This window comes from Mesorhizobium sp. M4B.F.Ca.ET.203.01.1.1, from assembly GCF_004791025.1.
GTDB classification, from domain to species: domain Bacteria; phylum Pseudomonadota; class Alphaproteobacteria; order Rhizobiales; family Rhizobiaceae; genus Mesorhizobium; species Mesorhizobium abyssinicae.
This window is the reverse complement of the sequence record NZ_SRUO01000019.1, coordinates 43,433-69,741: the sequence shown is the minus strand read 5'-3', so window position 1 is coordinate 69,741 and position 26,309 is coordinate 43,433. Positions and strand designations below refer to the sequence as shown.

At 61.5% G+C, this 26,309-nt stretch carries 19 protein-coding genes and 3 pseudogenes; 13 read left to right on the top strand and 9 right to left on the bottom strand.

Annotation, left to right across the window (positions count from 1 at the left end; genetic code table 11):
* Nucleotides 1–212: 212 nt before the first annotated feature.
* Complete coding sequence (locus EN846_RS36075) at nt 213–461, bottom strand: DUF6074 family protein (protein WP_095486077.1); 249 nt, start codon at nt 459–461, stop codon at nt 213–215.
* A 536-nt stretch (nt 462–997) separates the two neighbouring features.
* On the opposite strand from EN846_RS36075, the gene EN846_RS28760 reads away from it, so the two are divergent.
* A complete protein-coding gene (locus EN846_RS28760) occupies nt 998–1,702 on the top strand; it encodes a Crp/Fnr family transcriptional regulator (protein ID WP_095521264.1) in 705 nt (234 codons plus the stop codon).
* Nucleotides 1,703–2,190: 488 nt separating this feature from the next.
* Here the strand turns inward: EN846_RS28760 and EN846_RS28750 are convergent, their stop codons facing one another.
* Nucleotides 2,191–2,580 (bottom strand): hypothetical protein, encoded by a 390-nt coding sequence (locus tag EN846_RS28750; RefSeq protein WP_029354905.1) that lies wholly within the window; start codon nt 2,578–2,580, stop codon nt 2,191–2,193.
* Between the two features lie 710 nt (nt 2,581–3,290).
* On the opposite strand from EN846_RS28750, the pseudogene EN846_RS36070 reads away from it, so the two are divergent.
* The 4 genes and pseudogenes from EN846_RS36070 to EN846_RS28735 form a co-directional block, all read left to right on the top strand.
* Nucleotides 3,291–4,262 (top strand): annotated as a pseudogene (locus tag EN846_RS36070) (cation:dicarboxylase symporter family transporter); the annotation flags it as partial.
* 856 nt (nt 4,263–5,118) lie between these two features.
* Nucleotides 5,119–5,397 carry a thioredoxin domain-containing protein gene (locus EN846_RS36065; RefSeq protein WP_329609616.1) on the top strand — a complete coding sequence of 93 codons (279 nt, stop codon included), beginning with the start codon at nt 5,119–5,121 and terminating at the stop codon, nt 5,395–5,397.
* A gap of 82 nt (nt 5,398–5,479) precedes the next feature.
* Nucleotides 5,480–5,674, top strand: coding sequence for a hypothetical protein (locus EN846_RS36060; RefSeq protein WP_051695369.1), 195 nt, complete (start codon nt 5,480–5,482; stop codon nt 5,672–5,674).
* A 476-nt stretch (nt 5,675–6,150) separates the two neighbouring features.
* The gene (locus EN846_RS28735; protein WP_127283689.1) at nt 6,151–7,152 is read left to right on the top strand and encodes a zincin-like metallopeptidase domain-containing protein; all 1,002 of its coding nucleotides are present in this window, start codon (nt 6,151–6,153) and stop codon (nt 7,150–7,152) included.
* Between the two features lie 149 nt (nt 7,153–7,301).
* On the opposite strand, the gene groL is transcribed toward EN846_RS28735, so the two are convergent.
* From groL to EN846_RS28720, 3 genes and pseudogenes are all read right to left on the bottom strand, one after another.
* Complete coding sequence (gene groL / locus EN846_RS28730) at nt 7,302–8,960, bottom strand: chaperonin GroEL (RefSeq protein ID WP_029354912.1); 1,659 nt, start codon at nt 8,958–8,960, stop codon at nt 7,302–7,304.
* A gap of 65 nt (nt 8,961–9,025) precedes the next feature.
* Nucleotides 9,026–9,319 (bottom strand): annotated as a pseudogene (groES, locus tag EN846_RS28725) (co-chaperone GroES); the annotation flags it as partial.
* Between the two features lie 101 nt (nt 9,320–9,420).
* Nucleotides 9,421–9,729, bottom strand: coding sequence for a hypothetical protein (locus EN846_RS28720; protein ID WP_126089903.1), 309 nt, complete (start codon nt 9,727–9,729; stop codon nt 9,421–9,423).
* A 1,010-nt stretch (nt 9,730–10,739) separates the two neighbouring features.
* Between EN846_RS28720 and EN846_RS28715 the strand changes: the two genes are divergently transcribed.
* The 7 genes and pseudogenes from EN846_RS28715 (at nt 10,740) to EN846_RS28685 (ending at nt 18,707) form a co-directional block, all read left to right on the top strand.
* A complete protein-coding gene (locus EN846_RS28715; protein ID WP_029354915.1) occupies nt 10,740–11,063 on the top strand; it encodes a DUF736 domain-containing protein in 324 nt (107 codons plus the stop codon).
* 180 nt (nt 11,064–11,243) lie between these two features.
* On the top strand, nt 11,244–11,513 hold the full coding sequence (locus EN846_RS28710; protein ID WP_029354917.1) for a helix-turn-helix domain-containing protein: 270 nt from the start codon (nt 11,244–11,246) through the stop codon (nt 11,511–11,513).
* Between the two features lie 68 nt (nt 11,514–11,581).
* A complete protein-coding gene (locus EN846_RS28705) occupies nt 11,582–12,058 on the top strand; it encodes a S26 family signal peptidase (protein WP_245492526.1) in 477 nt (158 codons plus the stop codon).
* Nucleotides 12,046–12,729 carry a lytic transglycosylase domain-containing protein gene (locus EN846_RS28700; protein ID WP_024505647.1) on the top strand — a complete coding sequence of 228 codons (684 nt, stop codon included), beginning with the start codon at nt 12,046–12,048 and terminating at the stop codon, nt 12,727–12,729. Before EN846_RS28705 ends, EN846_RS28700 begins: the two co-directional genes overlap by 13 nt.
* Nucleotides 12,730–12,908: 179 nt before the next feature.
* Nucleotides 12,909–14,879: a relaxase/mobilization nuclease RlxS gene (gene rlxS / locus EN846_RS28695; protein WP_095521267.1), complete on the top strand. Its 1,971-nt coding sequence runs from the start codon at nt 12,909–12,911 to the stop codon at nt 14,877–14,879.
* A gap of 356 nt (nt 14,880–15,235) precedes the next feature.
* Nucleotides 15,236–16,222, top strand: a complete 987-nt coding sequence (locus EN846_RS28690) for an ATP-binding protein (RefSeq protein WP_095488552.1) — start codon at nt 15,236–15,238, stop codon at nt 16,220–16,222.
* A gap of 17 nt (nt 16,223–16,239) precedes the next feature.
* A pseudogene (locus EN846_RS28685) lies at nt 16,240–18,707 on the top strand (S8 family peptidase).
* Between the two features lie 214 nt (nt 18,708–18,921).
* On the opposite strand, the gene EN846_RS28680 reads toward EN846_RS28685, so the two are convergent.
* From EN846_RS28680 to EN846_RS28665, 4 genes are read right to left on the bottom strand one after another with little or no spacing between them, the layout of a single operon-like run.
* Nucleotides 18,922–20,481: an E2 ligase fold family C protein gene (locus EN846_RS28680; RefSeq protein ID WP_091595803.1), complete on the bottom strand. Its 1,560-nt coding sequence runs from the start codon at nt 20,479–20,481 to the stop codon at nt 18,922–18,924.
* Nucleotides 20,482–20,484: 3 nt separating this feature from the next.
* On the bottom strand, nt 20,485–20,973 hold the full coding sequence (locus tag EN846_RS28675; RefSeq protein WP_091595801.1) for a Mov34/MPN/PAD-1 family protein: 489 nt from the start codon (nt 20,971–20,973) through the stop codon (nt 20,485–20,487).
* On the bottom strand, nt 20,970–21,587 hold the full coding sequence (locus EN846_RS28670; RefSeq protein ID WP_091595799.1) for a putative metal-binding protein: 618 nt from the start codon (nt 21,585–21,587) through the stop codon (nt 20,970–20,972). Before EN846_RS28670 ends, EN846_RS28675 begins: the two co-directional genes overlap by 4 nt.
* On the bottom strand, nt 21,580–21,876 hold the full coding sequence (locus EN846_RS28665; RefSeq protein ID WP_024505654.1) for a DUF2604 domain-containing protein: 297 nt from the start codon (nt 21,874–21,876) through the stop codon (nt 21,580–21,582). Before EN846_RS28665 ends, EN846_RS28670 begins: the two co-directional genes overlap by 8 nt.
* A 922-nt stretch (nt 21,877–22,798) precedes the next feature.
* Here EN846_RS28665 and EN846_RS28660 point away from each other — a divergent pair.
* Nucleotides 22,799–26,263, top strand: a complete 3,465-nt coding sequence (locus EN846_RS28660; protein WP_236370632.1) for a Ulp1 family isopeptidase — start codon at nt 22,799–22,801, stop codon at nt 26,261–26,263.
* Nucleotides 26,264–26,309: the final 46 nt, after the last annotated feature.

The following is a 26,309-nucleotide window of genomic DNA, read 5'->3' as shown; positions in this document are numbered from 1 at the left end:
GCAGTCCAGCGTGAGCACGCCAAAATGGCGCCCGTCCGCTTGGAAAGAAGCCAATGTGGCTTCTGAGGTCGCCTTGGAATATTGGACCGGCCGCCGTGAGCGATCCCAACCTCAAACCTTTGCCGGTATGCCGGTTTGGCCGGACCGTCGGCCAGTCGGAGCAGTCCCCCGATAAGGACCCGAGCTGACGCGCGATCCAACAGCGCCCAAGCCTATGCTATGTGCATTACCGTTCGGTTGGCCATATCGTCCAAGACCGCATGAAGAAGGCTTCCAACCTCCTGCGCAGCGAACTCTGGCGCAATTCCTACATCGGACAATTGAATGAGCATTTTCTTGGCAGCACAGCGCCAGAACGCACTCGCCGCCTCGCCGTTCTTGGTCTCGAGGGCCTGGGCGATACTTTCGACCAATGTGCGTCGCCGATGCAGCGGAAATACGCAAATGTTTGAGTGATGCATCAATCACCTCACAGTTTCAGTTCCACAAAGAAAACACCGGCGTCTTCAAAAGCGCCGCGCTAGCGCGGTGACGGTTCGCGGCGACATGACGAGTTCCACTTCCCCTCGACAAGCCATTGGGCGATGAGCCGCCGGACCGCACATCCGGACCGCACATAAGGTGAACCACCATTGCTGATCCGGCTGCGTTTCCTGTGCCGTTCCGCGACGAGGCGTTCCAGCCCGAATTGACGTCCAATGACTTGATTTCTGAAAGGGCAGGGCGGCACGAATCACCCGACTGTTCCGCCGCTTACATTCCTGCGAGCTTGTGTATGAATGATTAAAGCGTGCCCGAGCCGTTCTTGGTGGCCGCAGAAGGGAATCATGCCATCCGCGCCTATCGTAAGGCCGCGCGACTTCTGGCATGGCTGCACTGCCCCGACAGGGCTTTGCAATCGCGCGTTTCCAACCCTATGCTTTGGCATCGGCCGTCAGTTACTTCGGATGCAGCCGACAGTAAGAGGTACGCGCTCTTGCCCGCATGGGAGAGAGCCTTGCCCGAATCCCTTTTTCGCAACCCGGTGCTGAAATCCCTTTCGCCGGAGGACTTCGCGCTGTTGCGACCATCGCTGCATCGCGTCGAACTGGACATCAAGGCTCAGTTGCTGATCGCGCATCAGCCGATCAGGAATGGATATTTTCCCGAGAGGGGCATCGCCTCGGTGGTCGCCACCATGACCGGCGGACGGCAATGTGAAGTCGGCATTATCGGATATGACGGGATGACAGGAATTGCCCTCATTCTCGGACAGGACAGCTCTTCCAACGAGACCTATATCCAGGTCGCAGGCAATGGCTGGCGCCTGCCGGTTGAAATCATTCGTCCTGCGGTTGCGGAAAGCCCGTCGCTGCGCACGTCAGTGCTGGACTATGCCCACGCGTTCCTTGTCCAGTCGTCCCGGACGGCACTGGTCAATGGCCACTCCAAAATCGAGGAACGGCTGGCCCGCTGGTTGCTGATGATCCATGACCGCTCTGACGGAGACAAGATCTACCTGACGCATGAATTTCTGGCGACCATGCTCGGCGCCCGCCGTCCCGGGGTCACCACGGCCCTGCAAATGCTTGAATATCGAGGACTTGTCCGTGCCAAGCGCGGCGAGGTCACGATTATCGACCGCGTCGGATTGATGGAACTCACGCATGGCGCTTACGGCGAGGAGGAGCAACGTTATTTCGGCCTGGCCACCGCTGCCTGATTGTCCGGTATCGGACATAGGCTTGAAGGCTGCCGAACTCCCGTCCTAGATCGTGTCAGTCAGAGTTTCAGGGAGGCGGGTGAAAAAGCCGCCGAAGCCTATGTTCTGTCCAGAGGCAAGGCCCGGTTCCTCTCCACCGCCCAGGCGATCCGCGCCATTCGAACGCTTATGCCGGCGTGCAAAGCGACCGATCGCGAGTTGAGGAATTGGTGGCGGCGACGTCCATCGTTCACGGTGTGCCCGTCGCCTTCGACGCAAAAACAGCCGAGGGAGTAGAACCACGGCTGCATTCCTAGGAGGGCATGCCGCGCCGTCCAGACTGTCAGATCGGGCATTCGTCAGATGGTTGTCCGCTAACTTAACTGGCAGAGTCTACAGGACGTGTCCAGCATTGCGAACTCACCGATCGCTTGGCGGCCAAAGCTGCCGGCAAGCGATCGCCTCATCCAGCCGTCTGCACCATCTCATCACAGACATCATCGGTGATGCTACCTGCCCAGCATATGTCCAGCATTTCGCAGGGCGGCCAGAAGGAGCCTCGCATAGCCTGTGACATCGATCTGGGCCTGCATGGACAGGGGCATGCTGGTCCAGTTCTCCAATGGTGCAATGAAAGGTGAGAAGGTGCCATTGACAAGGCAACAGCAGCTAACAAGGCCCTCTCGGTCCAATGCCACCACACCGATCTTGTCGCCTGGATATCCAATGGCTGCGACTCGCTGGACCTCCAGGTCACCGTCAACCCGCACGTCGAAAAGAAGGCTACCACGGCTCCTCGTGGCTATCTCAGCCGCCTTCTCATCAAAGCTTGAAGAGAGCAAGCGGACGCTTTCCACCGCCATCTGGAAAATCACCAAATCCAGTTCATTCACGGCCATATGGGCAATTGCGCGCAATGGGTGGTGATTGCAATGACACACACTGCTTGTTCACAGATGTCGGTCACGAACGATCATTCGTCGGGTTCCGGTTCCGACCAACGGTGTGGCCACCTGATCGTGCTGCGGTTCGAACATTCCTAACGCGAGCCGAGCGCTGTTGATGAGGATGGAGTCTAGGTCTCGGGCCCTGCCTCGCGGCTTGCTCATCCTTGGCAGACCCCTTGCAACGCCGCCGCGATGGCGCAAACGCCAGATGACGCTGATCCATCGCTTAATCGTGAACTGAGCTTCTGAACACCCTTGGTGGGACAGCAGGGTGGAAGGGCTTGACCAACGCTGCCGCCGTTTTCGAAGAGGGCCCGTCCTCGATTGAATCTTTGGAGCCCCGTGCGGCGCGCAGGAAAATGTTGACCATCTGGACGCAGGTCCCAGACCCCAAGGCAAACAGAGAACCTTCCAGCCAGCCAAGCTGCGCCGAAGCAAAGAGCGACCTTTGGAATTCCCAAGAACGGACCCTTCCATAGTTGACTGGCAACCGCAGCGCGAGTGCGGGAGAGCGAACAAGCACTTCGTGAGAGGTCCTGCGCGTTTTCCCCTCTTTGCTATTTGGCACATCGCTTGCGCCGAAGTGGGCGCAGCGTTCGACCGGAGCACTGCATGGGAGAAGGAGGAGCCCCACCCCGATCCGGTCAAGGAGAGAAACGGTGTTGGTTCCACAAGTCCCCATAGCGAACGCAGCGGCCCGCAAGCGCCATTTTGCCCGGGCCTACGTGCAGGTGCTTGCCGCCATAATCCTGGGTGCTGCAATCGGCTATTTCCATTTGGAGACCGGCCAGAGCCTGAAGCCGCTCGGCGATGCCTTCGTCGATGTCGTCAAGATAATCACCGTACCTGTCATCTTCCTGACAATAGCGACCGGCATTGCCGGCATGAGCGATCTGCAGAAGGTCGGCCGAGTTGCCGCCAAGGCGATGGTTTATTTCCTCACCTTCTCGACACTTGCACTCGTTGTCGGACTGATTGTCGCGAATATCGTTCAGCCTGGCGCCGGCCTCAACATCGATCCGGCCTCGCTCGATGTCCAAGCCGTTAAGGGCTATGTGGCCACGGCTCACGAGCAGTCCGTGACCAGCTTCCTGATGAACATCATCCCATCAACCATTGCCAGTGCCTTCGCGGAAGGCGACATCCTGCAAGTCTTGTTCTTCTCGGTCCTGTTCGGCGCGGTCTGCCGCTACAACGGCCGCTCGATCTTCTCTCTCGTCCGATACATCAAGGACGAGCTGCTGCTCGCAACGTCCTCCTCGGAGGCCGCGCTGCCCTCGCTCATGGAGAAGATGGAAAAGGCCGGCGCCACGCATTCGGTCGTGGGTCTCATTCCATTCAATCTGGACGGCACGAATATGATGCTCGCCGCCCTCTTCATCGCCCAGACGACGAAAACTGATCTGCCGATCGGCTGCCGGATCCTCATGCTGTTCGTCGCATTGTTCCCTTCGAACGGAACAACCCGCATTACCGGTGCAGGCCTCGTCACAATGGCTGCAACGCTCTTTCTTGTTCCGGCCGCACCGGTCACCTCCGTGGGTCTTATTCTTGGCGTCGATCAGCTTATGTCCGAATGCCACGCGCTGACGATATTTCTCCGCAGCGTAGCGGCAACGCTGGCTGTCGCCCGGTCTGGGGCGAGCGGGATAAACGACGATTCGGGGAGCGCCTCACTAGCGGACCGTTCAGCGCTCTGGCGGTGGACGGTCAAGTCGCCCGGCGTGGTGAACGCAGTTCCCCGCGCGAACGACGCTCAGCTATTGGGGTGGGCCCGATGGCGCAAAGCCGTATTTGAGAAACCGCCAGATCGCACCCGCACCTGTGCGCCTGTAGCAACTGCGGGGCACGATCAAAAGCGACCCATTTTACACCGAAAAGGCGGGCCGTTGCTGCCACGCCGTCCATGGATTGGAGCCTCATGTCTAAGACAACGGCCACCACTCTCGCGGTTCTCCTTTTTCTCCTCGCCGTGCTGCTTTCCGTGCTGGCGAGCCATAATAGCGCGCACCCGCCGCGGGAAAGGCCGCCCCCGCCCATGCAGTCGTGCCAATGGACAGTCAAAAGTGGAGCGGCGCACTCGCCAACGACCCCGCTTCGCCAAATCGCCGGCAACCCGGAAGGTCCGGGGACCCTTCAGCGCTCTGCCGGGCGGACGGTCAGTCGCCCGGCGTGGTGAATGGCGGTCGCGGTTGCCCGGCCCGCGCGAACGACGCTCAGCTGGGTGGGGTGGGCCCGATGGCGCAAGGCCATCTTTCCAGAAACCGCCAGAGCGCACCGGCATCTATAGCTGTGCGCCCTCGCGACTGCGCCCTGTGGCAAGTGCGGGGCTCGATCAAAAGCATTTTACACCAAAAGGCGGGCCGTTGCTGCCACGCCGTCCATGGATTGGAGACTCATGTCTAAGCCGACTGCCATCACTGTCGCAGCTCTTCTTTTACTCCTCGCCGTGCTGGCGAGCCAATATAGCGCGAACCTGCACCGGCAGGCGTGGTCGATCGACAGGCAAAAGTGGAGCGGCGCATTCGACAACGACCCCCTTCGCCAATCGCCGGCAACCCGCAAGGCGATGCCGTTCTGGTCATATTCAATGACTACCACAACTGTCCGCATTGCAGACTGGCAGATCTCAACTACCAAAAAGCCTTCAAGAATGATCCCAATCTGAAGCTTGTGATCAGACGGTTCCCGGTCCTGGGACCGGATTCCCAATCGCACTCGCCTCGAGAAAACAGGGAAAGTTCGACGAATTCCACCGCGCCCTTATGACTTCCCCCAGTTGGATCATTGAAAGGATCACTCTCAAGATCGCAGCGCGTGTGGGCCTTGACGTGGAGCAGCTCAAGCGGGAATGCAAGATCCGGCCATCGCAGATGAACTTGCGCGCGTCCGCGCACTCGCGAAAGGTCTGCACATCGACCGTACGCCCGCGTTGGTGGTCGGCGATATAGTGATCGCCCACCTGGTCGACATGGCCAGCTTGCAACGCTTGCTCGCCGATGCGCGCTCAAAGCGTGCAGGCTCTCGTGCGGGGCAGCATCTGTAGATCGGCCACGCTGTTGTTGCCGGAGCGTGCCGTTTGTGGCAGCTGGCTTTGCTGTTGCTCCTCGGCATCTTGTTGCGGTCATCCAGCTGCCGTGGGCGCCAACAACAATCCTGAGCGCCCGCGCCTGAAGGCGCTGGCCGGGTGCTCGTGAACCGAGCCCGCTTATCTTCGCCAGGCTCAGGCGGTCTTGGCCCTGCGGCTTCGCCCCCTGGCGCGGGGCAGCCTTCGGCTGCTGACGGTCGCCGGCCTGTCGGCCGGCGTCGTTTTTATCGTGGCCTTCCCCGGTGGCGCAGGGCGGGCAGCACTCCCTTCTAGGCCCGCCGCGGCGTCCCGCAACCCTTCGCTTTCGCTTCGGGTCCTCCACTCCGTTCCGGTCCTGCGGATGCAGTCCGCCTCCGACGTCGGGCCTTTCCGGTCGCTTTCGCCGCCCACCCCGCTTCCGGGGAGGGCGCGATTGAAGAGCGGAGGACATCACGATGCGTGCAAACAACAAACGTTGCGGCAGCCGACAGGCTGGCGCAGAGAGTGGCGGGCGCACCGGCGCCAGCCTTTATCAGGAAATCACCGACCGCATCATTGCCGAACTGGAGCGCGGCACCGTGCCATGGGTCAAGCCGTGGGGCAGGGCAAGGACAGGCCTCGGCCTGCCGCGGAATGCGGCCACCCAGCGCCGATATTCCGGCATCAATATCCTGATCCTGTGGGGCGGGGTCATCGATCGCGGTTTCCCCAGCCAGAACTGGCTCACCTTCCGGCAGGCGCTTTCCCTAGGTGGCAATGTCAGGAAGGGTGAGCACGGCACCACCATCGTTCACGCTGACCGCTTTGTTCCCAAGAACGAAAAGCAACGCGCCGACACCGATGGCGACGAACCGCAGGCGGTGCCCTTCCTGAAGCGCTTTACCGTCTTCAATGTCGCGCAGTGCGATAATCTGCCCGAACATCTTTATGCCGCCGGCGAGCCTCTGCCTGAGCGCGAGATGGTCCCGCAGGCCGAGGCGCTCATTCATGCAACCGGCGCTGATTTTCGCATCGGCGGCGAGCGCGCCTTCTACATGCCCGGCAGCGACACCATACAGGTGCCGCCGCAGCCGGCTTTCTTCCACCAGATCGACTATTACCGGACCTGCTTTCACGAGCTTGGCCACTGGACCGGCCACCCGACGCGACTCGCGCGCGACCTGTCCGGCTCCTTCGGGTCCAACACCTATGCGCGCGAGGAACTGGTCGCCGAAATCGCATCAGCCTTCATCTGCAGCAGTCTCGGCATCGAGCCGACCGTGCGCCATGCCGACTACATCGGCTCATGGCTGACGTTTTTGCGCGAGGACAACCGCGCCATCTTCCGCGCCGCAAGCCATGCCTCGAAAGCCGCCGATTTCCTGCTTGGCCGCAATGCCGATGTCGAAGGCGAGGCACATGCCGAAACCGCCTATGGAAGCGCGCAATCATCACACGCGGCCGCCTTGCGCCTCTGATGACGCAAAAGCCGCGCAACCAACTCGACAGTTCTTTTGAGGTTGCGCTAACATGGCCGGCGTTGGCGCCGATCGTTTATCGGATCGAGGTTCGCAAAAAAAGGGCGGCATTGCTGCCGCCCCTCGTTGCGAAAGCTGCCAGAGCTGGATTAGAAATCCATACCGCCCATGCCGCCCATGCCGCCGCCACCCATGCCGCCAGGCATGCCGCCGCCGCCAGCCGACTCCTTCTTCGGAGCCTCCGCGATCATGGCTTCGGTGGTGACCAGCAGGCCGGCCACCGAGGCCGCGTCCTGGAGAGCGGTGCGGACAACCTTGACCGGATCGACGATGCCCATGGCGATCATGTCGCCATATTCGCCGGTCTGGGCGTTGTAGCCGAAGGTCGCGCCCTTGTTCTCAAGGATCTTGCCGGCAACGATCGATGCTTCCGCACCGGCGTTGGCCGCGATCTGGCGGGCCGGAGCCTGCAGCGCACGACGAACGATGTTGATGCCGGCGGCCTGGTCGGCATTGACGCCGGTGGCCTTGATGTTGGCCGAAGCGCGCAGCAGCGCGACGCCACCACCAGCAACGATGCCTTCTTCGACGGCCGCGCGGGTCGCGTTGAGGGCGTCATCGACGCGGTCCTTCTTTTCCTTGACTTCGACTTCCGTCGCACCGCCGACGCGGATCACCGCAACGCCGCCGGCGAGCTTGGCCAGACGTTCCTGCAGCTTCTCCTTGTCGTAGTCCGAAGTGGTCTCTTCGATCTGCTGCTTGATCTGGGCAACGCGGCCCTGGATCTCGGCCTTCTTGCCGGCGCCGTCGACGATGGTGGTGTTCTCCTTGGAGATCGACACCTTCTTGGCGCGGCCGAGCATGTTGAGGCCGACATTCTCGAGCTTGATGCCGAGGTCTTCCGAGATGACCTGGCCACCGGTGAGGATGGCGATGTCTTCCAGCATGGCCTTGCGGCGATCACCGAAGCCCGGCGCCTTGACGGCGGCGATCTTCAGGCCGCCACGCAGCTTGTTGACGACCAGCGTGGCCAGAGCCTCGCCTTCGACGTCTTCCGAGATGATGAGCAGCGGCTTCGAGGTCTGCACGACGGCTTCGAGAACCGGCAGCATGGCCTGGAGGTTGGACAGCTTCTTCTCGTGCAGGAGGATGTAGACGTCCTCGAGCTCGGCAACCATCTTGTCGGCGTTGGTGACGAAGTAGGGCGAGAGGTAGCCGCGGTCGAACTGCATGCCTTCGACGACTTCGAGTTCGGTCTCGGCGGTCTTGGCTTCCTCAACCGTGATGACGCCTTCGTTGCCGACCTTCTGCATTGCTTCGGCGATCATCTTGCCGACCGAAGCATCGCCGTTGCCGGCGATGGTGCCGACCTGGGCAACCTCTTCGGAGGTCTTGATCTTCTTGGCGTTCTTGATCAGCGTCGCAACGACGTCGGTTACCGCGAGGTCGATGCCGCGCTTCAGGTCCATCGGGTTCATGCCGGCGGCAACCGCCTTGTGGCCTTCCTGGACGATCGACTGCGCCAGAACGGTCGCGGTCGTGGTGCCGTCGCCGGCGATGTCGTTGGTCTTCGAAGCAACTTCGCGGACCATCTGCGCGCCCATGTTCTCGAACTTGTCCTCAAGCTCGATTTCCTTGGCGACGGTGACGCCGTCCTTGGTGATGCGCGGGGCGCCGAACGACTTGTCGATGACGACGTTGCGGCCCTTGGGGCCGAGCGTGACCTTCACCGCGTCGGCGAGGATGTTGACGCCGCGCAGCATGCGCTCGCGGGCATCACGGGAGAATTTTACGTCTTTGGCAGCCATTTTTAGCTCCTGGCAGGGGCTTCAATCGAGCCCGGGAATTCAGTTGACGAAAGGGCCTGATATGAGCCGATGATGCCCATGATGTCGGATTCCTTCATGATCAGAAGGTCTTCGCCATTGAGCTTGACTTCGGTGCCCGACCACTTGCCGAACAGGATGCGATCGCCGGCCTTGACGTCCAGTGGGACGAGCTTGCCGGCTTCGTCACGGGCGCCGGAACCAACGGCGATGATCTCGCCTTCCTGCGGCTTTTCCTTTGCCGTATCCGGGATGATGATCCCGCCAGCGGTCTTGGATTCGGATTCGACCCGGCGAACGACCACGCGGTCATGCAGCGGGCGGAACTTCGACTTTGCCATTTTCGGATTTTTCCCTGGTGCGGATGTTGAGGGGTTTTTGTTAGCACTCGCGATGGACGAGTGCTAACGCGATAGTGAGGTAGGCTGTAAGCGGGCACTCGTCAAGACGGACGAGGGCAGGCGAGGAGCTCTGGCCCCCTCCCCGGTGGAACCCAACGCATACGCGCATCCGCGTTGATGGCTGCGAGCCCCACATTTCCATTGAATTCGGCGTCATGACGCCAACTTGCGCGCGCCGCTTCCAAGTCGTCAGTCGTGCTGCCGTCAGCACGAACATAGGGCTGCGCTTCACTTCCCGTCGAAGCCGCGGCAAGCAGCGTCGCCGTCAGCACGCTCCTTTGCAGATGCTTGCCAAAGGTGGACAGTGAGCGCACCTGCGCCGGGCTGTTGGTGCGAACGTAAGACGTCATTGACAACTCCTTTTTGCAAGTCGAGCCCTTCTCCACCTTCGGCCGCCGTCGACGCGAAGAAGTCCGCATCGCGTTGATGACGAGCTGCGAAAAAGAGAAAGATGTGTTTGATGGCTGCGGCCCCAACGGTGCCTTCAGATTTGAGATCACTTCCGCCGCGAGCGGCTGAAGCTCCTCGCAACGTCACAATCGAATCTGCTGCCAAGCCTCCAGGAAAGGAGAGCATTGCTCATCTCGCGCTTGTGCATGCAGTCAACCTTCGATCCGTGTTGCCACATCTCAAGTGCAAATGCCGTGCCAAAGCTCACTGGGTAGTGAACGCATGGCTCTCCCTGAAAACCTCACAAATCCAGCATGGTCAATTGTGCGGAACCCGACATGCGTCTTCTGCCACTGTCAGCTTTCGGACAGGCATGACGCGTTTCGCGCCGACCACCGGTCGATCGGTTTTGGGGCCGGTCTGTTCGCCTCATAAGAGCGCGTCACGTTGCGTAGCGGTTTCCCGAGCGCCGCCACATGACACTGGACCTGCAGGTAGCACCGGCTTCTCATCCAGCCTTGCTTTGGCCCCTTCGCGTATCAAATTCCCGCTGGCGAGCCCTGCTTTCATAGATCGCACCATGCCGGATGTCTGCTCTGGCGCCCGACCCGCTGGCACGATCTCGATCCGGCATAAGGGCGCAGCATCTTTGCAGGCCGTTTCATCCCGGCGTCCTGCTTGGCTGAAAGACCGCACTTGGCGAGCGGTCTCCATGCTCTCTCCAAGGACCATCCCTGCGGCTGGCTTGTCGACCTATGGGCGGGTCCGGCCGCCCGAAACCCTCGCCATCAGCTTTTTTCCCCGCCGCCTGCGGCGGCTTCCTCGCGCCGCTTCGCTCACAAAAAAGCTGCCCGCTCGGATCCTTCGCTGTCGCTGCGGCCCTGTCGGATTCAGGCGGTCCTGACGCGCCCATTACGGTGCGCCATCGCAGGGGATGGTCCCCGGCGAAACCACAAAAGGAGACTTCGAAATGACCGCGATCGGTTACGTCAACAAGCAGGAAAACGGCGCCTACAAGGGCCAGCTCAAGACGCTCAGCGTCCGCGCCGACATCGATATCGTCCCCAACCAGGCCAAGAGCGCCGACAACCATCCCGACTTCCGGGTGCTTACGCAAGGGGTCGAAGTTGGCGCCGGCTGGATCCGCACCGGCGAGACTTCCGGCAAGGATTATGTGAGCCTGTCGATTGCAGCGCCGGAGTTCGGACCGCGCAAGCTCTACGCCAATCTCGGCCGCGCCGCCGGCCAGGACGATCACGACACCTACGCCATCATCTGGAACCCGGCCGACTGACCGGCCGAGATAGAGCCTCGCGCCGCAGCCCCGGCGCGGGGCTCATTCCCAGGAGTTCCACCCAAACCCCGTCCGCCCTAAAGGGCGGCGAAAACTCTCCCCCGACTCTTCGCCCGTCCCCGAGACGATCTCCCTCGCCCATCCTCGCCCTCGCTTGTCCGAAGCGAAACGAGGATCATCATGGACGACGAAAACGAACGCGCGGCCCGCGCGAAAAAGGGCAGCCCGTTTCTCAGCACAGCCCAAGCCGCCTTCTATATCGGGCTCTCCCAGCGCACGCTCGAAAAGATGCGGCTCAAGGGCGGCGGCCCGAAATTCCGCAAGCACGGCCGCTATGTCCGCTATCACATCGACGAACTCGACCATTGGTCGAAAGGACACCCGCAGCACTCCACCGCCGGCGATGGCAAGGCCGGTTCCGGCCAGGGCGGCACGGGAGGCCGTTCATGAGGCGGCGCCCTTCCATCCATCTGATCGGCAGCCGCCTGAGGCGTGTTCGAGCCCGTAAGACGGTCGCCTTGGCCGCGGCCGGTCTCGGTCTTTTGGGCTTCACGGCGCTGGGAAAGCCCACCCCTTGGCTGGTCTGGAACGCCTCGGCCAGCGCGCCGATCGGCCTTTACCGCATCGCTGCGGGAGCGCTGGCGCGTGGCGATCTCGTGCTCGTGCGCCCGCCTGAATACGCGGCGTATCTCGCCGCCGAGCGCAGCTATCTGCCTCGCAATGTGCCGCTGGCAAAACGTCTTGCAGCGCTGCCGGACGATAATGTCTGCGCCTTCAATGACGCCATCATCATCGGCGGCGACATCGTCGCGCGCCGGCTCAAAATCGACGCCGAAGGCCGACCTTTGCCATGGTGGAACGGCTGCCGAGCGCTCGGGGATAACGAGGTTTTCCTGCTCGGCAGCGACAAAAACCGCTCCTTCGACAGCCGCTATTTCGGGCCTGTTCCCACTCAAAATGTCATCGGGAGGCTCGTACCGCTATGGACCGAGTGACCCTCCTCTTGTTGGGCATGATCGCCATTGCGCCATGCGCCTGTTCCGCCTCGACCGGCGCTGAGCCGGTCGCCATCTCCCAAAGTCCGCAGCTGCGAAAGTGGCAGACGTTGGTATCGGAAGCAAGCCGGCGCTTCCATATTCCCCAAGCCTGGATCTATGCCGTCATGGCTGCCGAAAGCGGCGGCAAGACAATGCGCGGCGGCCGCCCCATCACCTCCCCCGCTGGCGCCATGGGCCTCATGCAGGTGATGCCCGGCACCTATGAGGAGATGCGGGTCGAACACGGCCTTGGGCCTAACCCCCACGATCCGCGCGACAATATCCTGGCCGGCACGGCCTATCTCAGCGCCATGTATGACCGCTTCGGATTTCCTGGCCTGTTTGGCGCCTACAATGCCGGTCCCGAGCGCTACGACGAGCATTTGAAGCGTGGCAAACCGCTGCCAGAAGAGACCGTCGAGTACCTCGACCAACTCAAGGCGGCCGGAGTTTCGGCGGCCGACATCGAGGCGTTCGAAAGCCAATCTGTCGCTCCAAAGGCGCAAATCGCTCCTCTCGGACGGTCGCTGTTCTTCATTCATGACGGTGTTCACTCAGGCGTGCGAAACGGCGATCTCTTCGTGCCGCTCGGCAAGGACGGCGCGCAGCCGAAGGAGCCGGTGCGTTAGCCATGGGCGGACGGGGGCGCGTCTGGCGGGGCTGGGCGCGTAAGGCAAGATAAAGGTACCGCCTCCAGGAGGCGGTTAAATCTTTGTCTGCACATCGTTTTTCCAGGAGGCTGCCGCCGGTGCCAAGAGGGTTGGACGTGTAAGTGTCTGATTTTGCTTGATATGTCTGGGAGGCTCGCATGAAGGATGACGAGTTCAGGCCGAAGCTCGGCAAAATCGGGTCGCGCGGCTCGAAGGCAGGCAAACGCTATGCCGGTCAAGTCCGGGCAGCCGTCAACCGAGCCGGCGGCCAGCCCCAGCCCGGCGGTCGCTTCACGGGCAGCCGGACAGGGCGCGGCGGGGCGGCTGCGGCGCTGCTGAAATCGCGCGACCGGTATGCCGCCTTCCGCCAGCGCCGGGTGATCGTCAAGGCGCGGATCGTCAAGCTCGCCGGCAAGGGCGCGGACGGGGCGCGTGCCCATCTACGCTATCTTCAGCGCGACGGCGTCACCCGAGAAGGTGCGCCTGGCGAGCTCTACGGCGCCGACAGCGACCGCGTCGACGGCAAGGCGTTCATCGATCGCGCGGACGGCGACCGCCACCAATTCCGCTTCATCGTCGCTGCCGAAGACGGCATCGAGTATGAAGACCTGAAGGCGCTGACGCGGCGGCTCATGGCGCAGATGCAGGAAGACCTCGGCACGAAGCTCGACTGGGTCGCGGTTGATCATTTCAACACCGGCCACCCGCACAGCCACATCATCGTCCGAGGCAGGGACGACCGTGGCGAGAACCTGGTCATCGCGCGCGAATATATCTCATCTGGCATCCGCGAGCGGGCGGCCGAGCTGGTCAGCCTCGATCTCGGTCCGCGAACCGACCGCGAGATTGAGCTTCGCCTGCGCCGGGAAATGGAGCAGGAACGCTTCACCAGCATCGACCGTCGGCTGCTCAGCATGCGTGATGATGACGGGCTGGTCTCGCCGGGCGGTCCCGACGCCATTCGCCAGACGCTGCACCAGGGACGGCTGCGCAAGCTCGAGCGGATGGGTCTGGCCGCGGAGGTCGGCGCTGGCTCCTGGCGCCTCGACGATGAGCTCGAAGCCACGCTGCGCCGCACCGGCGAACGCGGCGACATCATCAAGACCATCCACCGCGAACTGGCCGGCAAGGGGCTTGCACGCAGTGCCGCCGACTGGGTGATCCACGATCGAGCCGGCGAGCCCGTCCAGTCTCTCGTCGGTCGCGTTGTCGCGCGTGGACTGGCCGACGAGATCAATGACCGCCACTACATGATCGTCGACGCCGTCGACGGTAAGAGCCATTGGATCGACATCGGTAGAGGCGAGGCGATGGAAACGATGCCTAATGGCTGCATCGTGCGTGTCGCGCCAAGGAACACCGAGCCGAGGCGGGTCGATCGTACCATCGCCGAAATCGCCGCCGCGAATGGCGGCCGTTACGACGTCGATATCCACCTGAAGCATGACCCATCCGCCACCGAGAGCTTTGCGCGAACGCATGTGCGGCGGCTGGAGGCGATCCGCCGCGCGACCGGCGGCGTTGAGCGAGAGCCGAACGGCACCTGGCTCATCGCGCCGGACCATCTCGATCGCGTCGCGAATTATGAGGGCCAGCGGGCCAGGGCCGAGCCTGTCGTTGTCGACAAGCTCTCCTCAATGGCGCTGGAGCGACAGGTCAGCTTCAACGGCGCCACCTGGCTCGACCGGGAGCTGGTTGCCGATAGACCCGAGCCTTTGCACGGATCCGGCTTCGGCTGCGACGTGAGAGAGGCGCAAGCTCGCCGGCGGGAGTGGCTGATCGCGCAAGGCCTCGCGCATGAAGAACAGGATCGGATCGTCTATCGAGCCAACATGCTTTCGATCCTGCGCCAGCGAGAACTGAACCGTGTTGCTGGCCAACTGTCGGAGGAACTTGGCCTGCCCTATGCCGAAGCGCGATCCGGAGGACGAGTAGAGGGTACGCTCCGCCGCTCCGTCGAGCTTGCCAGCGGAAAATATGCCGTCGTTGAGAAGTCGCGCGAGTTCACGCTGGTGCCATGGCGGCCGGTGCTTGAGCGCCATGTGGGCAAGGAGGTCTCCGGTGTCGTGAGTGGGGAGGGGATTTCATGGACCGTCGGCCGGCAAAGGAGCGGACCTGGTGTTTCGTGAGATGGTGTACAGCTTTTTTAGCCAGCGGCGCGGGCAGCCATGCGAGCCCGCGTAGACCTTATGGCCGCACGCCCGCAATCGGTCGCATGGACCTGCCAGGCGGGGCGGCTTTGGAGCGTTCGGACCCGACACGCTGCGTGAGTGGCCAGACTTCGAGCGCTCGAAGATGCGGACTGTTGTCTGCTGGCCGGCGTTATTCCGGCTGGCCTATGACCGCGGCGCAACAGTTCACCGCTGAAGTTGCCACGGGCGAACATCGACAAGAGAAAAAACACCATTGCGCGATACAAATCGCCGTTGAAAGCGTTTAGGTTGCATGCGCTTCGCCAAGTAAACGGATACCCCAGAAGAGAGCCATGACCACGGCCCGCCATATCGTGACGCTGCTTAAAAGCCACATTGCCGGCGACGAGGATCGTTTCCTCTCTATCGCGATGCAGCTTGCTGCGCATGAGGCACGTCAAGGCCATGGCAAGCTTGCTCAGGAGCTCAAGGATCTGGTCGACGCAGCCAAGAGCAGGGACGCCCGGATTGCCAAGAGCAGTCGGCCGGTTCCCCTTTTTCAGCCAAAGGGCGAGCTCGCAGGGCTCCTGCATGTGCGCTATCCGGACCTGCGACTGACCGACATGATTTTGCCGGACAGTCTGCGCTCGCGCCTGCACCGCGTGCTGGGAGAGCAGCGCCAACAAGCAAGCTTGCGCGAGCACGGGCTTGTTCCCCGTCGCAAACTGCTTCTGGTCGGCCCGCCAGGATCAGGCAAGACGATGACCGCATCGGCATTGGCCGGGGAGCTTCATCTGCCCCTTTTCACGATCGTCCTCGATGGTTTGATCACCAAGTTCATGGGAGAGACTGCCGGAAAGCTGCGGCTTGTTTTTGATGCAATGCAGGCGACGCGGGGCGTCTACTTCTTTGACGAATTCGATGCCATCGGCGCGCGTCGAGGCGAACGCCAGGATGTTGGCGAGATTCGGCGCGTGCTGAATTCGTTTCTGCAGTTTCTCGAGCAAGACGACAGCCACAGCCTGATTATTGCGGCAACAAATCATCCCGAGCTGCTCGACAGAGCTTTGTTCCGCCGTTTCGACGATGTCATCGAATACGCCGTGCCCGATCGGCCGATTATCGAGGCGCTGCTTCGGGCTCGACTCGACCGCTTCGACACCAGAGGGCTCGCCTGGAACGAGGCGATCTCTCAGGCAGAGAGACTGTCGCAGGCCGAGATCACCCGCGCGGCCGACGACGCTGCAAAAACCATCATATTGCGGGGGGGGAAGCGGATCACCTCGGAAGCGCTCATCGACGCTCTGAAGGAACGCCGGCAGGCTTCGCTGTCTGAGTAGCGACAGCACAGATCATAATGGCAGACGATTTTCCGCGCGACCGCGCCCATATCCACCTTCGCAACAACGGCATTCGGGAAGCCTATCGGCGGCCCAACCAACTTATACATGCACCGCCGCTGCCGGCGCGTGATCGGGCGTCGCATGCTGCGGCCTTGACGCAATCCATCGAACAAGCGGTCGAAAGTGCACGCCAGCAGATTGCGGCGCGTGACCCCCAGCTGTCGGTCGGCACGCCTGGCTTTTATCTCGAGATCGATCTGCCCATGTCCGGACGGGCGGCCCTCGACCAGTTGGCCGATCGTCGCCAGCACATGGAGCTGGTCGCCGTCCATGAGCCAACTCAACCCGGTGCTCCCATCACAGCGTCGGTGTTCCTGCCGCAAAGCGCGCAAGCCTATTATTTGCGGAAAGTCGAGGCGTATCGAGACGTTGACACTGACCGCGGCAGACCGCGCAACGAGCCGCTCGTCTCCCGCATGGAGACAGTCAGGCTGGCGACTGCACGATCGTTGTTTACCGACCACGACGACCTCTTCCCCCAGGCCGCTGACGAGCAGGTGTGGTGGGAAGTCTGGCTGCGCGACGGTCGCCGCGAGAACTTCGAGCACATTGCCGAAGCCCTGAACATCACTTTGCGCACGCATGCGGTCAGGTTTCCGGAGCGGGTGGTCATGCTGGCACTCGCCAGCACGGCAATGCTCGACCGCATGATTGCGCACAGCGATGTCGTCGCCGAGCTGCGGCGCGCGAAGGATACGCCGTCCTTCTTCATGGGCCTTGGCGGCGCGGAGCAAAGGGACTGGAGCGACGAGCTTCTCGGGCGCGTCAGACCGCCTCAACCGATATTGCGGTCTGCATTCTCGACAGCGGCGTGCGTCGCACCCACCCGTTGATCGAACCCGCACTTGCCGTTGAAGACTGGCACACCGTCAAACCGGCATGGGGCAGCGACGACACACCTGCGTGGAGCGGCCACGGGACGCGAATGGCAGGTGTCGGCCTGTACGGTGATCTGGTCCCGCTCCTGGTCGGAGGCGATCCAGTTCCATTGCCCTTTCGGCTGGAGAGTGTTCGTATCCTTCCGCCAGAAGACGAGGCAAACGATCCAGAACTCTATGGCGCGATCACCGCGGAAGCGATCGCCCGCGCCGAGGTGCAGGCGCCGGAGCGCCGCCGCGCGATCGCAATGGCTGTGACAAGCGCCAGTCCGGCGCGTGGAAGGCCCACATCGTGGTCTGCCGCTATCGACCAACTCTGTTTCGAAGAGGAACAGCGACGCTTGATCGTTCTCTCTGCCGGCAACATCGGCGATGACCTCATGCCGGCCGAGCATTTGACGCGCAACGATCTGGAAGCAGTCGATGATCCTTCTCAGGCCTGGAATGCGCTGACGGTCGGCGCTTTCACAGAAAAGGTCGATATCATTGACACCGACTTTGCGGGCTACGCTCCGATCGCGCCGGTCGGCGAGCTCTCGCCGCGCAGTCGCACTTCGGTCGTTTGGGACAGGCAGTGGCCGGTGAAGCCCGAGGTCGTCTTCGAAGGCGGCAATCTCGCCCATGACGGTGTGTTGCCTGGCGAGCCGATCGACGATCTGCAGATATTGACCACTTTCTATCGACCCGAACTGCGCCACTTCACCACCCTCGGAGATACGAGCGCGGCAACGGCCCATGCCGCACGGATGGCGGGACTAATTCTATCAGCGCGCCCCGAGCTGTGGCCTGAAACGGTTCGCGCCCTGATCGTCCACTCGGCCGAATGGACTCCGGCGATGCGCGCACGCATCGATGCGTGCAACGGAGCGAAGGGCGAGATCCAGGCGCTCGTGCGGCGCTATGGTTATGGCGTGCCAGATCTTGGGCGCGCGCTTCTGTCAACGGTGAACGACCTCACGCTTATCGTTGAAGATGAGCTTCAGCCTTTCCAGCGCGAGGGCGGCGCGGCTGCCAAAACGCGTGACATGAAGCTGCATCGCCTGCCTTGGCCGAAGGAGCAGCTCGCGGCGCTCGGCGCTGCCCAGGTCGAGCTCCGCGTCACGCTGTCCTATTTCATCGAACCCAACCCCGGTGAACGCGGATGGACCCGCCGGCATCGTTACGCGTCCCATGGTCTTCGGTTCAGAGTAAAGTCAGCGACCGAGACAGTCGACGAATTCCGAGCCCGCATCAATCAGGCCGCTCGGGACGAGGAGGAAGGGGCGCCTGCTGGAGGCGGAGAAGAGTGGCTGCTCGGCACCTTCCGCGATCGCGGCTCGTTGCACGCCGATTTCTGGTCGGGCAGCGCCGCCGATCTCGCCGAGCGTGACGCGATCGGCGTGTTCCCGGTCGGGGGCTGGTGGAAGGAGAAGCCTTACCTGGAACGCGTCGACGCTCTGGCTCGGTACGCCCTGATTGTGACGATTCGGGCGCCTGGGGTCGATGTTGACATCTTCACACCCGTCGAAGCAGCCCTGACTGTCGAGACGTCGGTCGAGACCTGATGCAGCACTGTCCAAACCGGCCAACAACGGAGGTTTGACCAGCCTCTGGTGCCATGGCGGCTGGTGCTGGATCATCACGTCGGCAAGGAGGTGTCAGGGATCATGCGCGGAGGACGATAGGCGGGCAAAGGAGCGGGCCAAGCGTGTCATAATGGCGCCCATGGTCACGCCCACAAGCCGCGCCCCCTGCGTCCACGGAGAGGTGCGCGTCTGCTTAGGCGGCCGAGACATCGCTTACCTGATCAACGGGCTCGCCGTATTTGCGCCTGTAAGCGGCAATGAAATCGTCGTCGCTACAGATGCAGCGGCCGCTGGAGTCCTTGGCCTTCGGATCGTGCAAGTGAGAGCCAAGGGGGCGCAGAAGATTCACCCGAGTGCTCGTCGTCGGGCTCATGGGAAACCCCGCACTATGTTTGACCAAATCCGCGGCAAGCATAATCCCGGCAAGCACCGACTGAAAGGCCATCGGAACGACAGTTCGAACGCGGCGACTTCCTTCGCTAAGCTGGAACACCAGACCGCCGCAGATAGCCTGCTGATAAAAGGAGCGCAGGGGCTGGCCGACAAACGGGGCTAGCGGTTCAAACGGCACAGCCATCGCTGTAGCCACGCGAACTACAAAGTCGTTGGGAACTCCGGCATTGGTCTGCAGGAGCGTTTTCACCTGCTCGTGTGCTTCCGGTATTCCGAGTTCCTCGGCAATCAGCTGGTGCTCGTCCTTGGATTTTCCGGATGGCAGGTACATGCAACAAAGGCAAGCCTGGCCGTCATCGAAACCATGCCGGGAGATACCGAGATCGTGCTCCTGCGTCCAAGCGTTTGCGATCCATCGCGGCAGTGCACCTTGGACAGCCAGACGGTCGGCGGCGGTGTCAAGCGCCACACCCACTTGGTCGAAGACCCAATTGCCCCGGCGCGCAACATATTCTGCCCACGTCAGAGGGTGCGCCTCGACCTCAAGGGCAGTCGATCTAAGGGCGGTGGCTGCAAGAACCGCCTTGGACATACCGATCTCCGCCTGGCCGGCCAATGCGTAGCGCTGCAGGTTTGAGAGTTCGATCGCTTCGTGATCGATTACATGCAGACGACCCTTGAGATCGGGTTGTCTCGCTAGCGCCCAAAGCGAGCCATGGCCTATCGCACCGAGCCCAACGAGGTGGGTTTCGCCAAGGTCGACTGGAAAGTCGATCGGGCCAGCCTCCCCGGCTTTGGTCTTGTCGTAGCTGCATAGCGAGAGGTCGATGGTTTCGTCCAACTCGGCGCCGGTCAACTGGGCGGCGAAGATAGTTCGAAAGACGTTGGCGGCGCCGAAGCAACTGGCGGCGCCAGCTCCATAAGGCAGCAGACTTGGGCCAGAGCCCACCGGGTCCGTACGCGACAGCTTTGCCGCCCAACCGTCCGATCCCACGAAAAAGATCGGGCACCGGAGTGATGGGCGCGTTACCCCTGCAACGACGCAGACGGTGGCAGACTTGCCGGAACGCCGGATGCCGACTTTTGGATTGATCGACTTTGCCAAGCGCTCCAGCGCTTGGGCTTGAGAGCTCGCCGCGCTGTCCAGCGGGAGTATCGCCAGAACCGGGTAGAGCCTAGCGAGCAATCTCACCGCAAGATCTAATGTCGCCTGGCCTTCGGCGCAGGAAGCGGCCTGATGGTCGAAGGCGACTGCCACGACCTGCTTTTCAAGAGCTGCTTTGAAGTCTCCCAGATGAAAATCGGCCAGGACCTGAGATGCCGCCGTGGCGGCGCGATCGATGAAGTTAGCGAATGCCATTGTTCAACTCGATATCATGATCATTCGCGACAGTGCCGCGGGAGGGAGCGCATTCCATTTGGCCTTTTCGTCAAGCCGATAGGCGGCGACCCGAGCAAAATCGAAAGGCTCGCGGGCGAAATTCGGCACCACCAGCGACAGACACCCAACCGTGGTAGCAACCGCATAAGCGTCGTCCGTCGTCGAATGGTAGGCGCGGCCCGGATGGCTGTGAATCTGGGCCAAGAGTTTCAGGCCGCTTTTGTAGAGCCAGACATTGAGCCGGTGCAGTTCTTCGGCCGCAACGATCACGCAAACGCCATCGTTTGTTCGAATGTGACGCTGCGCCGGGATAACCGTCTCTGTTACGGCAAAGTGCCGGTCTTCCTGAACGCCGACCCAAAGTGCCATCCCCTCATTGCCCTCGCGACCAACTGAGCGCAGATGCCCATGCGTGGTCGAGATGCAGCCGCGCGGGAGAGTCACGATCGTTACATCTCTCAAACCAGTCATTCTTGTATCGCCTGAGGGGATACCACCATTCCTACGATTGTCGGTTGGAGTTGAATCTGCAACTGCTCTATAGGAACGATTCCGTACTTGATGATCTTGTCCAGGATGAAGGCCAAACAGCCTTCGCCAGAACCCCGATGAAGTAGCCATGGATCACCTGAATGGGCTGGATTGTCGTGGTATTCCCGGACGCCCGCCATGCACAGGAATGGTTCGTCCTCGGGACTGTTGGCCTGGATGAAGTCCGTCAGCGGCACGGCGTTCTGCTGGATGAGAGCTCCTATCATCTCCGGCGGCGTTCCGGGCAGCGGCGGACGTCTAAGCATTTTCAGGTATAGATCTTTCCGGGCAATCGGATCACGCGTAAACGGATCGACGAAGACCACGGACGGTGGTCTTAAGTCGTAGTCGGTGAAGTCGACCTCGCTCGCTGCGCTGACCACCCGTGGCTTTAACTTGGGGCTGGCGAAAATGAAGAAAGCGCGCGGAAAAGTCGCCTCGATCAAGAAGCAGCCCTGAGCCCGATAGACATCAGCATATGGCCGGAACCGGCCGATCTCCCGATCAAACTTCGCTCGGGAGACCTCCGGATCCACACTTTGGGGTTTAGGCACCTGCGACGCCCGCCTTCAGGCTGAGGAACAGGGTCACAGTATTCGGGAAACCGAAATCGCCAAGCTTCTTGTCGACGTCGAGCAAGTTGCCGGCCTCATCCTTGAATTCCCAATTCTCGGCTGGTTGGGCGACATTCTGCGTGTTCTCAAGGGCTTTGGTACGAATGACGTGAAGCGGCTGGTTGGGATTGGCTTCGACCTGCGTGGGCTGGCCGTTCACCACCACCGTGATCTCGATCTTGCCCGGTCCGCCGCCGTGATTATCGCCCTTACCCGAATCCTTCGACATTGTCCTACTCCTGTGGCTTGCCAACCGCCCCACGCCCTGGCACCCACCTGCGAGTGAGACCGGCGGTCTTCAATCGTTCACCCGGCGCCACGGCCGCGAGTACGCGAAAGACAGGGGATAAGCTACCGAATCGGTGCTTGCCTTCTTTTATGGGTGACTTGAGCCGCAAGTAAATGGTCTCAAATTGCTCCTCACAACTATAATCGATTAGAGCAATGCGAAAATATTGGCGACACGCCTATTCATCTGCTCTCTCACTCGCCTGCTCCGTGCTCGGCAAGGGGAGCTTTGATCTGCGTCACGCGTCCCCAAGCAGCTGATTGCGCCGGCAGCGCCATAGGAACCGTCGTTCAGAGTCTTCACCACTCAAGCACCCGCATGGATGCATGCCGACGCTCGTCTCCACAAAACAGCGCAAGTGGTGCCTTGTTGGATAAGGTCGCCTCGTACCTGGTGCAGCATCTCTCGGAACGCATGCCGCTGCGAGACCAGGCCTCATCATCGCGTCACATAGGAGCTGAAGCTTTCCGGATCGGGTATCCAATCGGCATCCAGTTGCTCGGCGATATGGTTGAATTCTGCCCTCAGGACAAGAGTGAGTAGAGCAGCCCCGCTACGAAAATCCCATCCTGGTTCGTTTGACGCATCGACTATTCAGATTGATTGGCGTGATACCCGGCGCGGCCGCAACACGCGAGGCCGTCAACCGCTGAGCAGAAAACCAGCCTTCGCCTTCCGCGGCGGCGGACCTCGTCAGCCTCTCGAAAGCTTGCCTGAGTAGGTTGCTCATGTGATCTGTGGAAGTGAGGATAGCGTGCACCCGTACAAACTAGACATTCATCGTGGCAGCTTGGCTGCAGGTGCAGCACGCCGTACCGCACGAGCAAGCGGACAGGCCGGCCAAGCCGGTTTTGAGCAGCACTTGGGCGAACTGCAGGCGGCGGACGAGTTGATGGGTGCGCCAGGCGAGGAGGTCCTCGTCAATGGCTCGCATGGTAAAGGTGAGTTGAGACCAACGAAGAGGCAGAGGATCCAAAGCAATCTGCAGCATGCTGTCACTGAGCGGCAACCAGGTGAGGTTGGCAACTCAGGCGCTCGCGTGATGATGCAACTCCCCACCCATCAGGTGGGTACATCGGAACGGGAGGCGCAACTTGTGATGCAGGGGGACGAGCACGAATACACCCCAGCACCGCATCTCGACGGGTCGATGCCCTCGACAGTGCAGCCGGATCGTCCAATTGTGGTCCCCGACGGTGCCGACAAGCGTCCTGTTTATTCCAACGATGCCACCGCCATCGAAGGGCTGAAGTCAGCACTCCTTGCGGGTAAAGCCAGGCCGGACACGGTCACTCGCAGCACAAATTCTCTTTTCGGCTTTAGTCGTTGGCTCTTTCAAAACAACAAGCCAGGGCTTGCTGCTCGGCTTTACCATCCGTCGCTGAGCCAGGATCTCGAGGAGTACGAGAGTAGGGGTGGTTCCTCCACCGTGGCTGGCGCACTGCGTCAATTGATGAAGTCGATGGGCGGAGCCGGCCCGATTGTGGGTCGCGCTGTCCTGAACCCCCATCCTGACGACGCCGCGCTCACCAGACATTTCAGATCCGCGAGCGGCTACGCAACTGCTCTTAACCATTTCAGTCATTACCTACGTCAAAATGACAAGCTCGGAATTGCGGGTCGCATTTACGATAAATCGCTGGATAAAGATGTTGAGAGCTACAAGGCCGCCTCCTCTAATGGTGGAGCTCCGATCGAATCTGCGCTGGTTTATCTCCGCAAGAACCCGCCGCGCGTTATACTCGGGAATCATCTGGAAAACGCGGTCAGCATGGAGGCTCGTCCCCGTGGCGACGCTGCTCAGCATACCGCACCACAGCAGGGATTCGATTGGCCAGAGGAGCTCCTGCCGGTAGGTTATAAGGAGGGCACCGATCTACCATTGTCTCTCGCCCCAACCGCGCACCAACACCAAGCGCCCGACTTTGGAGAGGCCGTCCCTCACTTGAACTGGCGCCACGGCGACCAGGGCGCCCCGGAGGAGCTGGTAGCTGCACGGGACAGGAGCAGCCCGCTGCCAAGCGAGGCGGTGCCACATAAATCTGGACGGGGACTCGCTACGCAGCCCAGATTGTGGGCGGAGAAATCCGCCTCGCCAGAGCTCTTTCGACGGCGGGCGGAGCAGGCTCTGCCGGCGTCCGCCAGAGGTGTGGAGACATCCTCCGCGGTTGATGAAGCCGCGCAGGCCGCTCGCCAAGCTTTGGCTTGGTTGCAGCAGGAGATGGAGGGGATCGAACCGATGCAGGATCCTCATAAGGTGGCTACACCGGAATGTGAGGCGCAGCTCGTCAGGCAGAGGGATGAGCACGAATCCACCCCAGCACCGCATCCCGGAGGTGGTGGGTCGATGCCCTCGACAGTGCAGCCGGATCGTCCAATTGTAGTCCCCGACGGTGCCGACAAGCGTCCTGTCTATTCCAACGATGCGACCGCTATCGAAGGGCTGAGGGCAGCATTCCACGCGGGTAAGGCCAAAGCGAACACGGTCACTTACAATGTAAATTCTCTTTTCGGCTTTAGTCGGTGGCTCCTTCAAAACAACAAGCCAGGGTTTGCTGCTCGGCTTTACCATTCGTCGCTGGATCAGGATCTCAAGGAGTACGAGAGTACGGGTGGTTCCTCCACCGTGGCTGGCGCACTGCGTTACCTCAAGAAGTCGACAGGCGGAGCCCAGATTATGGCTCGCCCTGTCGTGATCCCCTATCCTGACGATGCCGAGCTCATTAGAAATTACAGAGCCGCTTCGACCAAGGAGTACCTGGCAGCGCCTGCGACCGGACGGAATCCAGATACCGTGGGCGGCTATACAAATTTTCTTAGACATTTTAGTCAGTACCTGCGTCAAAATAACAAGCTTGGGATTGCGGCTCGGATTCACGACAAATCGCTGGATAAAGATGTTGAGAGCTTCAAGGCTGTCTCCTATGGTAATAGGCTAAGTATCAGTTCTGCATTGGCTCACCTCCGGGATATCCTGCCGCGCATTGTGCTCGGGCGCGAAACTGTCCTTTCTGCTCATCCGGCAGACGCAGTCACCAGGCGCGTTGGGGCCGCTGCTGAAGCTGGGCCAGCGGCACCGGCAAGAGCTCCCCAACCCGCCTCGCCAGCAACCGCTAGGCTGCCAGGCACCTACCGCGGCCTTCCACTGGTTGATGTGACCACACTGACTACCAGTTCCTCTGGGGCTCAGATCGGGGCGCTCGATCCGACAGCCCCGTCCAACGTTGCAACGGGGCGGGTGCTCGGCGCCGCCGAATGGCTGAGCGACGCCCATATCCAGAGAGATTACAATTTGCTGGAGGGGCAACTGCAGGGGATCAATCCGGCGCTCGCTGCCCGGACTCGGCTGGTGGATCCTTCCGTATCCCATCTACTGCGACACACGTCGCCGCAAGACGCTCGAGGCATATTGCAGTCCATCTATAATCAAAACAACGCCACAGCCGACTTCCTGTTCTTGCCAGTGAATAATGGCACGGCTACTAGCCCCGGCACCCATTGGTCGCTGCTGCTCGTTGATCGCCGCGACCCGGAAAGGCGGTTCGCCTATCACTACGACTCCCTCCAGCGAGAGGGATATAACGACGTGCCTGCAAAACAGCTCGCAGGACTGCTGAATGCCACCTTGGCGCCAGCCCCCATGGCCAGACAGACGAACCATTATGATTGCGGCGTATTTGTCCTGGAGGGCACGTGGGCGCTGGTTGAACGATTGGTGAAAGGGCAGCGGCCAGACCACGAGCCGCTGCCCCTCGACAACCTCGTTGCCGATCGGCAGGCGCTGCAAGACCGGCTAAGGAGGCGCTTGCCGCACGAGGAAGAGCCGCGGCAGCTGCTGGAGGATGAACCCGCCTCCCCACCGATGATGGCATTCGAGCCAGGGGAACTGCGGCAACTGTTGGAAGACGAGCCTGCCTCCCCACCAATGATGGCGTTCGAGCCAGGGGAACTGCGGCAACTGTTGGAGGACGAACCTGCCTCCCCACCAATGATGGCGTTCGAGCCAGGGGAACTGCGGCAACTGTTGGAGGACGAGCCTGCCTCCCCACCAATGATGGCGTTCGAGCCAGGGGAACTGCGGCAGCTGTTGGAGGATGAACCCGCTTCCCCACCGATGATGGCGTTCGAGCCAGGGGAACTGCGGCAACTGTTGGAGGATGAACCCGCTTCCCCACCGATGATGGCGTTCGAGCCAGGGGAACTGCGGCAACTGTTGGAAGACGAGCCTGCCTCCACTTGGGCACAAATCAATTCGACCCCACATGCGCGAGCGGACGGTGTTCATCAGCCAGCCCAGGCGCCGTGGCTCCCTGAACGCAGAAGATAACTTTGCGGAGGAGCGGTCACGCAACTGTCGGCGGCGCCGGGCCTCA